This window comes from Hydrocarboniclastica marina, from assembly GCF_004851605.1.
Lineage (GTDB): Bacteria > Pseudomonadota > Gammaproteobacteria > Pseudomonadales > Oleiphilaceae > Hydrocarboniclastica > Hydrocarboniclastica marina.
Map to the genome: position 1 here is coordinate 2,934,393 of NZ_CP031093.1, position 13,027 is coordinate 2,947,419.

Genomic DNA, 13,027 nt, shown 5'->3' on the forward strand with positions numbered 1-13,027 from the left:
ATTATCGGTCAAAGAGGCCCTATTCGCCTGGAGATGTCGGCTGTTTTGCACGGTTTTACATTTTGGCCCGTAGAATTGACTTGGAGGGATGAACCGATTGCGGACGGCATACCTTGGCCAGGCTGCACGAGATAGCTGTGGCACCGGCTGAAAATCAGGGCCACCGGGGCATCAGTTCATGTAAAAGCTGGAGACCAGGGGCTCTTCAGGCCAGCGAAGGCTGTCGGCGCGTGCCATAAAGTAGCTCCTCGAACTCCTTGGCCGGGAGCGGTGCCGAATAGTAAAAACCTTGGGCAAAGTCACAGCCGACTGATCGCAGCCAGTCTCGCTGGGCTTTGGTTTCAACCCCTTCGGCGACAACTTTGAGTCCCAGTTTGTGAGCCATCAAAATCATACTCTCGGCAATGGTCCGGCTGCTGGCTTCGTTATCCGCATCGTTGATAAAGGATTGGTCGATCTTGAGGTAATCGACCTCGTACTTCTTGAGGTAGGCCATGGAAGAGTAGCCGGTCCCAAAATCATCGATTGCCAACTCAAGACCCGCATTCCGGAGCTCCAGCAGCTTGTCCGCTGTCTTTGAGCTGGCGTTCAGCAATACGCTCTCTGTGATCTCGACGATAATGCTTTCGTGCGGCAACTCGAGCCGGTCGAGATAGGCTTTCCAGTTCATACTGCGTCCGTTCGATTCGAACTGGATGGCGGACTTGTTAATACTGATCTGGACCGTCCTGCCCAGGTGGCGGCTCCATTTTCTCGACCACTGTGCGGCCTGGGCAAAAGCCCAGTTGCCGAGTTTCCTGATCTGCCCGCTCTCCTCGGCAAGACCGATGAACTCATCGGGTTGAAGCAGGCCCAATGTCGGGTGTTGCCAGCGGAGCAGTGCCTCGGCCTTGTGTATGAGACCATCGCCGAGGTTCGCGATAGGTTGGAAGTAAAGCCTGAGTTGACCACCACTCACAGCGTTGCGCAGGTCAGCCGAGAGTTGCAGGCGGTTAAGCGCCTCTTCCTGCAGCGATCGGGTAAAAAAGCTGAACTGGCTCCGCCCGTTATTCTTGGCGATGTACATGGCCTGATCGGCGTTGCGGATCAACTCCCCGGGATCCGAAGCGTCCAGCGGGCAGAGCGTAATTCCGACGCTACCTGAGATATGACAGACGCTGCCGAGCACATCAAAGGGCCGGGCCAACTCATCAAGAATTGTCTGTGCCGTGTTTTCTACATGAGCCTTGTCGTCCAGCTCGGTCAGGAGCAGCGTAAACTCATCCCCGCCCAGCCTGGCCACGGTGTCCGACTCGCGAACACAGGCCCGAATCCGTTCAGCTGCCTGCTTGAGTAATTGATCGCCGGCGCTGTGCCCGTGCAGATCATTAACCTGCTTGAAATGGTCGAGATCTACAAAAAACAGAGCGATGGGCTTGCCCGTCCGACGCGAATGGTTGACCTCCACCTCCAACCTGTCCTTGAAAAGTCGTCGATTAGGCAGGCCTGTCAGGGCATCGTAATTCGCTTCACGCCAGACCTGCTCACTGGCCTGCTTTCTTTCGGTTATGTCCCGGGTAGTCCCGGCAACCGCTTCCAACTCTCCTTTGGTGTTCATGACCGGAACCAAACTGTATTCCAGCGCCCAGTGCTTTCCGGAGGGGCTTGTGTATGAGATTTCAGCGCGCACTTCCCGGCGCGTGCGCACGACCTCAGCAAAGTGGGTCTGGATCTGACGTGCCTCACCGGACCGGTGACCCAGCTCATACGCTGTCTTGCCGAGCATCTCGCTCAGCGGCATTTCCGTGCGTTCTGCCAGCGCTCGATTGCCGTATAGCAGCCGACCTTCCAGATCCATCACGTAGCTCTGGTCAGCCGCTGAGGTCAGCATGGAATCAAATAACCGCCGCTGTTGTTCTTTCTCCACAACCAACGTTTCGATGCGCTGCCGGGCTTCTCGCTCGGCGCGCAGAGCCTCATTACGGTCAGTTACATCGCGCATGAAAAAGGAAAAGCCCACCAGCGAGCCCGACCCGTCCCGCACACCCGAGATGACGGTTTCCACCTGTGCATTTCCGTCCGGCGTCCTGACATCGAGGTCAGCGGTTATAGCCTGGTGTGTATGCCGGACCTGCTCCAGGTACTCAGCAAGCGTTGTCGTCCAGAACGGCAGGGAGGCCACCGGCTGATTCAGGGCGGTCTTCGGGTCAAGGCCGAACAGGCGCTCAGCTCCGCCACTCCAGTACAGAATTTTCAGCCCGGGGTCCAGTGAGATGATGGCGTCGTGCGCCTGGTCGAGGACATTCCGCAGGTAGTGGTCAGAGATAAGAAGTTGCCTGTAATCGCTCGGGTCCAACGCGCGAGTGCCGATACTGAGGTTGGCGCGGTGCAGGGTCGATCGCAGTCGTGCGCGGTGCAGGTTTGCTCTGACCGCAGCGGAAATCTCAGCAGCCAGATCGTCGGTTTCGGGCACCACAAGGGACCAGTCTGAACCGATCATCGGCGCGCGGCTCAACTGGTACTTCAACTCGGAGAACGCGGATGGGGCCGGCGCGAACATCAGATGAGCCTGAGGCATCACGGCGCGAACGCGACGGGCCTGAGAGATCGGGAACCTTATCCCAGGCCCCAGCACGACGACGGCGGTATCCCGGTCCAGATCGCTTTCAGAAGCTTTACCGTCAAACGTTTCGAGCCCACCCCGGCAGGTGAGTAACCCCTGGCTATGCAGTTCCGCCTCGACCGCTTCCCATGTAACCGAGTGGTCCGATGCCGATAAGACCAACATCACCCGGTGGTTCGTTTGCATGGTCACAGCAGGGGTAATCCCAGCAAGGCACGGCCCGTCCAGGATTTGAGGATGTTCGTGGTTGGCGACATCACATGCCCCGCACGAGCATCCCGCAGAATCTGGGCGACCCGGCTATTTTCCCGGTAGGCCTGGCCACCGCAGAGCGTCATGGCATCGTTAGCGAGCTTGACGGCGGTATCGGCGGCGTCGGCTTTGCAAGCCAGCAAAAACGGTAGCGCGTCGGGCTGCCCAAGATCACCCCGGGTAGCGGCCTCGCGAACCAGGCCGCGGCACTTTTCAGCGGTCACCCACATTTCAGCAAAGCAGGTCTGGAGGGCTTCAACCCCAGCCAGGGTTTCTCCTGAGTGGCTGTAACCCCGGCTGCGGAGATGATTCGAGGCCAGGTCCACCGCGCTTTGAGCGATCCCAAGGTAGGTGCCAGCCATCGCCATCAGAAAATAAGGCGCCACTACCTCGAACACATACCAGACCTGGTCGCCCTCCTGGCCGAGCAGATTGCCCCTGGGTACACAGGCATCGTCAAAGCGCACGCCACGTGACGAATTCCCGCGCATGCCGAACCCCTGCCATGCTTCAAGCCACGTCATGCCAGCAGTATCCCGATCGACCACGAGACAACTGAAATCGCCAAGTTCGCTCGTTTCTTCCGATGCCAGTGTAGAGATGACATAGGAGTCTGCATGGCCGCCATTCGTGACGAACTGCTTGGCGCCATTGACGCGATAGTGGCCATCGTTTGCGGCGAGACTTGTTTCAGGTAGCCAGAAGTGGGCGCCGGAGCCCTGTTCGGCCAGGGCCAGAGTGGTTATATGCTCGCCCCTGGCGATCGGGCGCAGGTACTGGTCTTCCTGGTACCGGGTTGCTTTGGCGGCGATCACCGCAGTAGCCACGCTGTGCATGCCGAAACACAACGCCGACGATGGGCAGACCCGACCTATTGTCTCGGTTACGACGCTCAGCCCCAGCAGGCCCTGCCCCAGCCCGCCCAGATTCTCAGCCACATTAAGGCCCAAGAGGCCCTCATCGGCCAGCGCTTGCATGGAATGAGCGGGCCAGATGCACTCCCGGTCGACGCGCTGGGCCATTGGAGCGATCTTGCTCTCGGTCAATGCTTCAACACGGGCCTGGATTTCCAGCAGTCTGGTCGTCGGAAAACGGTTCATGACTTCGGACCTCTATCCGATGCAGGTACGGACAATGCCGCAGGGCCTTCCAGTGTACCTTTAGTGACATGGCTGCGACACGCTATTGCGTCTCAACACAGTCTCTGCAGCAAGTACGCGTCCACGGTGGAGGACGTTCAGGGTCAAGGACCACGCCCTCTTGTCTTAATTGGAACGAGGCAAAGGGCCCTCCATGCCCGCGGCCCCACCATCCAGCAGTTCCTTTGCGCGTCCGCTCGCTTTCAGCTTGGCCAGGCCCCGGTCAAAGCTGTCCCGTGCGGCTTCCTGGTCGAGCCCGAATATGAGGTAGGCCGGCTCCTCAAGGTATGGCCGGGGATGGTATGCGATCTGCTCCTGGCTGTGCCTGGGTAGTGTCCCCAGAACCCAGAGCCCAACTCTCAGTTCCTGTGGATAGGCATCGATCCGGTTACGCAGCAGTTTTTCAAAATTCTGCAGGTCGCTACGCTCGCGTTCCATCGTTAACGAGCCATCCGTCAGGGCTGAGTCGAAAGCTGCGCCATAGGAGAAGCCCTGAAGCCCACCCAGGACGAGATGGCTCAGATCCTCAAGCTGCATCCAGGCGAGCGGCTGATTCTTGCGGTAGAAAAAGACCTGATGTTCCTCAACAACGGGCTGGCTGAACAGGAACTCAGTCTCCCGCTTGGGGTTTTTGAGCCAGATACCAGAACCCGTCCAGTGTCCGTCCCTGACCAGTTGCATCGACCGCGGCCACGGCAGCACTGCCAGTTCGACCTGCTGCCCCTCCAGTCGATAAGCCTCCCGGATCAACTGCGCCAGGGGGCCGTAGTCTGGCAGGTCTGCACTCGCCAGTGGTGGTCGCTCACCGAGTGCAATTTTTATCGGTGACTTGTCGTTTTCGACTGTGGCAGATGCACCCTGCGCCAAGGTCAGGCTCAAAAGCAATATTGCAGCTTCCCGCCTGAGATTACTCGTGAGCCGTGCTTTCATAGGGAATCTGCCAAGTCTTCGCTTACACGCCTGAGTTTTTTGGGTCCGACAGATGGTTGCCGCGTTGTTCTAGCTGCCAAAGTCTCTTGATGCCCCTTGCCTGCCAGGGACATCGTTTCGGCTCAACTATCGGCTCAACTATCGGCTCAACTATCGACTTAACAATCGGCTTAACTGTCGTTATCTCCTGGATACAGTCTAGCGTACAGCTTGGCTCCGGGGGCGGCGCCCATGCCATGGGCAAAAAGCGACGCGCAGACGACAAGGCTGCCAACAGTCCAGGCGATATCGTGCCCGGCTCTGCTGTCGATCATCATGGCGTAGAAAAGGGCAGATATCCCGATAGGACCAAAATACCCGGCTGTTAACGCCATACGCATCTCTCGCCAGCGCGGCATTAGCGGGCGGAGCAATAGCAGGACCGGCAGCCGGCGCAACAGGAGCACGAGCACTGCCAGTGCGACGCCCGGCCATCCGAGTTCAAACCATTGTGCGACCGGTATCATCAGCCCGAACAGGACAAATATCGGTAGGGTAAAGAAGAGATTCACAGACTCCTGGACGCTGCCTTCTTCAGCCCGTTCGCTACCACCAACGACCTGATCAAAAGCGATGCCTGCAGCAAATACCGCCAGCAAGCTGTCCGTCCCGATCAGCTTCCCCACCCCTAGCACCAGTACCGTCAAGGCCAGCGTGGCAGCCAGAAAAGATGCGTGATCAATGGTTTTGTTGCGCTCAGCCCACTGCAGCGCCTGCCCGAAAAGCCAACCCGTCAAAACACCGAAAATTATCGCCCCGCCGACTTCCCATAGCAGCGCATGTGTTAGCCATTCGGACCAGGCTGTGGATGTGTCCTTTGCGGAAAGCAAGAGCATAGGCAGGAGAACCAGCAGATAAGCGAGACCGTCATTGGCCCCGGACTCGGCCGAAAGCGTGTGCCGGAACCTTCCTGGCAACGACGCCTTGGCCAGGCTACCGGTAACCATCGAACTGGAGACCACCGGGTCAGTCGGACAGATCGCAGCACCTACCAGCATCGCCAGCAGGAGAGGAACCCCAAGCAACCAGTAAACCAACAGGCTGCTGACCAGGAACATCAAGGGCATGCCCAGGCCCAACAGCACGACGAAGGTTCTCCAGTGGGTGAAGATGTAAGCCCTTGGGATACGCAGGGCAATCCCCATCAAACTGATGCCGAGGGTCAGCCGGGCACCCTCCTCCATGATCCTGACGGGATCACCCCACTGGTCGACGTCAAGTAAGCCCAGGCCTACCGGGCCGATGCTGACGCCAAACAGGAATGCCATCAGTGGCAGTGAAAAAACCGAGCGGTTAAGCGGCTGGGACAACAGCCCCAGGACAATCACCACGATCCCGACGGCGGCAAGCGCAAGGTTAAGTTGATCCATTCAGCTTCCCTGCCCTGTTCCTGGCCCTGTTCTTTGCCCTGTTCTGGCTTGTTCCTGAGGCTCCAACACCCAAGGCGCGGCGTTACACTGCACTGGTTCCGTTATCAGTTTCCGCTTTCTTTCAGCGCCTCGTCACGTAGGTCCTTGCGCAACACCTTACCCACAGGGGTCATCGGAATCTCTTCCCGGAAAATCACTTTTTTAGGCACCTTGTACGCTGTCAGCGACTGCCTGCAGAAGTCCCTTATGGATTGCTCGGTCACAGAATCATCTTTGGGCACCACATACGCCCTGACCGCTTCCCCACTTTCAGGGTCGGGAACGCCGACTACCCCGACCGAAAGCACGCCGGGATGGCGCGCAATGACTTCCTCGATTTCGTTGGGGTACACATTGAAACCCGAGACCAGCACCATGTCCTTTTTGCGATCGACGATGAAGAAGTAACCGTCCTCGTCCATGATGGCCACGTCACCGGTGTGGAACCAACCGTCGCGAATAGATTCAGCTGTCGCTTCTGCCCGCTCCCAGTACCCCTTCATGACCTGCGGTCCCTTCACCACCAACTCGCCAGGCTCGCCTTGGGGTACGGGGTTGCCTTCGTCGTCGACGATGCGAACGTAAGTGCCCGCGTACGGGATGCCGATGCTGCCCAGCTTGGTCCGCTCCAGAGGGTTGGTGGTCACCCCGGGGCTCGTCTCGGTCAGACCGTAGGCCTGCACAATCGGGTTTTTGACGACGTCCTGCCAGCGCTCGGCCACAGCATTCTGCACGGCGGTTCCCCCGCCGATCGTGATACCCAGGTTCTTCGGTGGCGACTGCCGGAACCATTCTTCGTTCAGCAGGCCGGCAAAGAGCGTGTTCACACCGGAGAAAAAGGTGAAGTCGAACTTCTCGAACGCCGCCTTGAGATTAGACACCGGGCGCGGCGACGGGATCAGCACGTTGTGCCCACCCACGCTGTAAAAAATCACGCTCACGCCCATCGCAAAAATATGGTACATGGGCAGCGCGGTCAGTGCCGTCCGGTTTTCAGGCAGGTAGCGGCGCAGGTTGGCATAGGACTGACCGACGTTACTGACCAGGTTGCGGTGGGTCAGCATTGCGCCTTTGGGCCGCCCGGTTGTGCCCCCGGTGTACTGCAGCGCCAGCAGGTCATCAAGGCTGACATCAAACTCGGCGCTGCCACCCTTTTTCAGGTAGTGCTCACCCTGGCTGATAGCCTTGGTGAACGGCATGGAGTCAACCTCGTTCCTTGGCACCATTTTCTTGAGCTTCTGTACGCCCTTGACCAGCGCTTTGCGCAGCGGCGGAAAGAAATCAGCGACGCTCGTGATCAACACCTGTTCGACGGTGCTCTTCGGTAGAACCTTGGGCAGCTTGTCGGCAAACATGTCGATCATGAGCAGCAGCCGCGCCCGGGAGTCATCCAGGGCATGGTTGATCTCAGGTACGGTGTAAAGGGGGTTGATATTGACGATGACGCAGCCCGCCTTGGCTGCGCCAAAAAGAAAGATGGGGTAAGCAAGACAGTTGGGACTCTGAATCGCGACCCGGTCGCCTTTGGCCAGACCCATGTCGTGCCGCAGGTATGCCGCGAAGGCATCGGTCATGCGGTCGACCTCGGCGAAGGTCAGGCTGCCGGTGGTGCCGTTTGGCAGGCATGTCGTAAAGGCCGTTTTGGAACCATTCTCCTGACTCGCCTGGCGAATGATATCACCGATGTTCCTGTAACTCGCAGGCTCGAGGTCCGGCTTTGTTCCTTCGGGATAGTGTTTCAGCCAGGGCCGGGCGTCGTAGACTTCGGCGGCTGAACCCTGTGCGCTTGTTTTATTCTCTTCGGCATTATCAGAGGCCGCTTTCATTATTGTTGTCTCCTCGATAGTTTGTCTTAAAAGGCACGCGCCCAAGTTTAAACGCATGCACTGCGTTTGATACGCGGGTCCTGAAACCGAGTCAAGCCAGGCTCAGCCTTTCGTGGCTGACGCATCCCCCGGGAATCCGCCGTCATCAGCCGTGTTCTGTTCAAAATACTCCTCTAACTTCTGCTCCGCCATATCGCCAAACAACAGGCTGCAAATCTCCTTCAGGCCGCCAGAAGCCCTGAGCTCAGCGCGGCGGAGCACCAGTTCGATTTTCGACCGCCGCCGCAGAAAATCTTCAAGCTTCGACACCATTTCATACCGGGCGGCCTGTTCCAGTTCACAGCGGAGGTATTCCGCGCCAGCCATAACCGGTAGCGCTTGCGCTGGTTCCTTGCGGATCTTGGCAAGTAGTTCAAACGCGTCTCGGCCATAACGTCGCCAGAACCGGATAGACAGCTTTTCAGAAGACGACGCAGGCGTCATGCCGTCCAGCCCCATTTGCGACGCTTCCGCAAAAAACGCCGCCCTCACCTCGGCCGGTGGCTCGCCGAACCACTTTTCAACTTTGAGAGGGACTTTGACCCCGCATGCTTCAACACGGTCGACGACTTCGTTGCCGACGTTGAGACAATCCGTCAGCTTGCCCCCGTATATGCTGAGGTAACGCCTGGACAGGTCGGCTTCGACCAGATGTCGTCGTGACAGACTGAGCCAGTCGTCGCTTCCCGCGCCCTCGACCACTAATGGGCGGACGCCGCAACGCTCCGAGATAATATCTTTGGTCGTGAGCGGCTGCTTCAGCTTCAGGCGGGCATTGATGTTGTCCAGTACAAAGCGACGGTCGGCTGCTGTCACACTGGCGAATGGGCTGTCGGTACGGGTATCCGTCGTGCCGATACACGTCTTGGTACCCATGGGGATCACGAAAAAAAGCCGACCATCATCGGCAAAGAACGCGAGCACCCGATTTGATGGCGTCAGCCGGTCTACGATGAGGTGGATGCCTTTCGAAAAAACATGGCGGTGTTTCGAGACTTGCCCGACCAGACTGTTGTGATGATCGACAAAAGGGCCGCAGGCGTTGATCAGGACTTTGGTCTTGATGGAGAACGAGTCGCCACTAAGCACGTCCCGTGCCCTGACATGCCAGAGCCCCTGTATCTTTGTCGCCCCCAACGATTCGACATAGTTGGCGGCCGCCGCCCCGGAAGTCAGGGCTGAGCGAACGAAGTTGAAAACAAAACGGGCATCGTTGTCGTACAGGTAGGCGTCTGAGTACTCGAACCCACCGATACAGCGCTCGACGTCGATAATGGGTTCCTCACGAGCGATTCGGCTTCGCCCGAGCAGTCTGGGCGACCGGGTAAAACAGTCACCCATAACCCAATACAGCAAGGTAACGAGATACATGACCCAGCCCGGATAACGGAATCCCTGGCCGAGCGAGGCGAGGAAGCGGATTTCCTTTACAGTGGATGGATAAGACCTGATCAGTGCATTACGGGATTTGCACAGCTTGCGCACCAACCCGAACTCGAAACTCTCGAGGTACTTGATGCCGCCCCAGGCGAGGTTGGAGGACTGCTGACTGGTGAAGCCCGCAAAGTCGCGCTTGTCGATAAGACCGACCTTGACGCCTTTGGCAGAAAGGGCAGCCGCCGAAACGGCCCCGTTGATCCCCGCCCCCACCACTAAAACATCGAATTCAGTGGCCTTTAGGGCGGCAATCTTTGCGGCTCTTAACTGCATAGGGCACCTAACATTCGGGAGGTCTCTGACTACTCGGTGACGCCATCAACCAAGGCGGTCAACGAACCACGCTCCAGATAAGAATCATCAAAATTCGCAATCTCTTTCAAACCGTTCAGGTCAAGCACATCAACCGAGCCATGGCCGCGACCGATAAGCTGCTTCTCCTTCAGGATCTTGACCGTTCGGTTAACGTGTACCGCACTCAGCCCGAGCGCATCGCCAAGCAATGCCTGAGAAAGCGGCAAGTGAAAGTCCTGGTCCAGTTCGACGCAGGCCCGCTTGAGCCGTTCGCAGATCTCGACCAGAAAGTGAGAGAGCTTGACCAGCGCGTTGCGTCTTCCCAGGTTGATCAGGCGCTGCAGCAGTATGGCCTGGTCTGCTGATGAGATCATGAAAAAAAGCCCGGCCAGTGTCGAGGACTGCGCAAATACCTTGGCCAGCCGATCCTGGGGAAAAGGACAAAGCTCAGCTTCTGTAAGCGTTACAACACTTACCAGCCGCCGACGGAAAGCACACTCTCGAATGCCTATGATGTCGCCGGGCACAAAGATATCGAGGATTTGCCGGCTGCCATCTTCCAGGTTGTGGAAGGCGCAGGCCCAACCGGATTTCAAAGTGAAAAAATGGGTCTCTTCCTCATGCTCACTCCAGACCGTCGCATTCTTTCGATACTTCACCGGGTCCTGTTCCAGCGTCTTGAGCAAGTCCGCATCGCTTTCTGACAGAGATCGGAAATGCTGAAAATGTCGAACGATGCAACTGTGTTCCATATTAGTCGGTCCTTTCAAAGAGCCTTCAACCGAAGGCCATGTAGCATCGCTAACGATACCATTAAAAGCCCCTGCCTATAGAAAACGTAACCCTTGAAAACAACTGGTGGCCGCCACTATTTAACCTATGTTCTGGTGACCGACGGCCCCCATTGTTACCGTTCACTCCAGGAGATTAGCTTTAATTACAAGGAGTTAAGATATGCTACAGCGTACAGACTTTTATCCATCCAGACTGGATTCGCCGGCCGACAGACTTCGTCGCACAGCACCCACCGTTCACGCTCAAGGTCCGAAACGATGGCAGGGTCCGCTGGATGAACAGAGCCTGGCCCGTTTCGAGCGAGACGGTTTTCTCTGGTTCGATGGTTTCTTCTCCCGCGACCGGGTCACGCCGTTTCTGGATGAGCTTCAGGAGCTGGCGAAGGACACTGCCCTGGCAAATTCAGAACAGGTCATCAAAGACCCGCAAAGTGGCGATCTACGCTCAGTTTTCGCTATGCACGAGCTCTCCGAGCGCTTCGACCAGCTGACCCGGGACCCACGAATACTGGGTATGGTGCAGCAGCTCCTCGGCGGGGATGTCTACATCCATCAGTCCCGTATAAACAGTAAAACCGGCTTTGCGGGTAGCGGTTTCGAGTGGCATTCAGACTTTGAAACCTGGCATGCAGAGGACGGCATGCCAGAAATGCGAGCAGTGAGCGCGTCACTGATGCTGACGGACAACAGTCCCTTCAATGGCCCGCTCATGCTCATACCCGGCTCCCACGATTATTTCGTGCCTTGCGTCGGCCGCACGCCCGCGGATAACTGGAAACAATCGCTGAAGGATCAGAGCATTGGTGTTCCCGACCGCAGCCATATTGCAGCTCTGGCTGAGCGCGGCGGAATCGAGGCACCTACCGGACCAGCAGGCTCTCTGCTGTTGTTCGAATGCAACACCCTGCATGCCTCAAACAGCAACATGTCACCCTGGCCCCGGGCTAACCTGTTCTTCGTCTACAACAGTGTCGAGAATCAACTGGTCGAGCCCTTCAGCGGATCGGCAGCACGTCCTGAGTTTCTGGGCGCGCGTAAAAACGTCAAGCCGTTGACCATGCAAGAACGCCATGTCGAGGCCGATGAAACTCAGCACGTCTACAGCAACTAGGCCGGTTCCCGACGCCACTTTTTAGTCCACGCTTGCGCTGTTGCCTTTCTCCAGCCAGCCTTCCACCCATACCTGGTGGGTGAGTACCATGGCCAGGACCGTCAGCGGCGCAGCGAGCACCAGCCCGAGGGTACCTGCCACCAGCCCCAGACTGATCTGTGCAGAGAACAGCAACGCCGGCGGCAACTTGACCGACTTGCGGTCAATCAGCGGTGTGATCAGGTTGCTTTCGACGGTCTGCACGCCGATGTAGAGCAACGCCACCTGACCTGCCAAACCCTCAGAAAGTGCTATCAACAAAGCGGGAATAGCAGAGATTAGAGGCCCCAGGTTGGGAATAAACACCAGTATCGCCGCCAGAGCACCAAGAGAAAGGTACATCGGCATTCCCAACAACCATAGCCCGAGGCTGGTGGCCAAGCCGACAACGGTCATCGAAGCCAACCGGCCCAGCATCCACCAGTTGAGTTTGTGACGGAGCAGGAAGAGTAACTGCTCGGTGCGGTCTCGCCGCGCTGGCGGAAGAAGGCGCAGGAAACCACGCCTGTAGGTGCCGGGTTCGAAAGCAAAAAAAAGCGCCACCGCGATGATGAAAAAGACAGTGAAGGCAGCACCCAGCGTCGTCGACAGTACGAAGCTCATTTGCGACATGCCTTTTCCCAGGAGATCACTGCCCAGCTGTCTCAGGTTGAATTCTTCAACGATGTGATCGCCAAGTGGCCATTTGCGGATGCGCGCCTCCAGCTCGCCCACGGAGGCAGGCAGAGCGTCAACCATCTGCTGAAACTGATCAGCCAGGTTACTTGCAAAAACGTTGCCGAGCAGTGTGAAAGACCCAATGATCGCAAGCAGGACTGCAGTCAGGGCCCAGCGCTGCGAAAGAAAGCTGTGTTGGCTCAGCCAATGGGCCGGCGCCAGCAAAGCCAGGCCCAGCAACACTGCCGCGAAAATGGTCAGGAGAACGCCAAAGCCATTCCAAAGCAGAACCAGGAGCGTAACGGCAACTGAACCGGCCGCCACGGCGAGCCATACTCTTCGGCTGTAATTGTTGGCCCAAGTGCCCTGATTGTGCTCCGGCATGTGTTTGCGCTCCTTCTCGTTTGGTATTTTTCCATATCGGTCCGCGCTCTTCCGCTAAGCACGGATTACACATAA

General features: G+C 57.7%; 9 protein-coding genes. 1 reads left to right on the plus strand and 8 read right to left on the minus strand.

Annotated features, from left to right (window positions below):
- Window positions 1-205: 205 nt before the first annotated feature.
- From soil367_RS13060 to soil367_RS13090, 7 genes are all read right to left on the minus strand, one after another.
- Entirely contained in the window at window positions 206-2,788 is a 2,583-nt protein-coding gene (locus soil367_RS13060; RefSeq protein ID WP_136549509.1) for a sensor domain-containing protein, read from the minus strand.
- Window positions 2,789-2,790: 2 nt separating this feature from the next.
- Window positions 2,791-3,954: an acyl-CoA dehydrogenase family protein gene (locus tag soil367_RS13065; protein WP_136549510.1), complete on the minus strand. Its 1,164-nt coding sequence runs from the start codon at window positions 3,952-3,954 to the stop codon at window positions 2,791-2,793.
- Between the two features lie 165 nt (window positions 3,955-4,119).
- Window positions 4,120-4,923, minus strand: coding sequence for a substrate-binding periplasmic protein (locus soil367_RS13070; RefSeq protein WP_136549511.1), 804 nt, complete (start codon window positions 4,921-4,923; stop codon window positions 4,120-4,122).
- A 170-nt stretch (window positions 4,924-5,093) separates the two neighbouring features.
- Window positions 5,094-6,332, minus strand: coding sequence for a cation:proton antiporter domain-containing protein (locus soil367_RS13075; RefSeq protein WP_136549512.1), 1,239 nt, complete (start codon window positions 6,330-6,332; stop codon window positions 5,094-5,096).
- A 104-nt stretch (window positions 6,333-6,436) separates the two neighbouring features.
- Complete coding sequence (locus soil367_RS13080; protein WP_136549513.1) at window positions 6,437-8,197, minus strand: AMP-binding protein; 1,761 nt, start codon at window positions 8,195-8,197, stop codon at window positions 6,437-6,439.
- Window positions 8,198-8,299: 102 nt separating this feature from the next.
- A complete protein-coding gene (locus soil367_RS13085; protein ID WP_136549514.1) occupies window positions 8,300-9,946 on the minus strand; it encodes a glycerol-3-phosphate dehydrogenase/oxidase in 1,647 nt (548 codons plus the stop codon).
- 29 nt (window positions 9,947-9,975) lie between these two features.
- Window positions 9,976-10,719: a Crp/Fnr family transcriptional regulator gene (locus soil367_RS13090; RefSeq protein WP_136549515.1), complete on the minus strand. Its 744-nt coding sequence runs from the start codon at window positions 10,717-10,719 to the stop codon at window positions 9,976-9,978.
- Between the two features lie 202 nt (window positions 10,720-10,921).
- On the opposite strand from soil367_RS13090, the gene thpD reads away from it, so the two are divergent.
- On the plus strand, window positions 10,922-11,872 hold the full coding sequence (gene thpD / locus soil367_RS13095; RefSeq protein ID WP_136549516.1) for an ectoine hydroxylase: 951 nt from the start codon (window positions 10,922-10,924) through the stop codon (window positions 11,870-11,872).
- 21 nt (window positions 11,873-11,893) lie between these two features.
- Here thpD and soil367_RS13100 read toward each other — a convergent pair whose 3' ends face one another.
- The gene (locus tag soil367_RS13100) at window positions 11,894-12,952 is read right to left on the minus strand and encodes an AI-2E family transporter (RefSeq protein ID WP_136549517.1); all 1,059 of its coding nucleotides are present in this window, start codon (window positions 12,950-12,952) and stop codon (window positions 11,894-11,896) included.
- Between the last annotated feature and the right edge of the window lie 75 nt (window positions 12,953-13,027).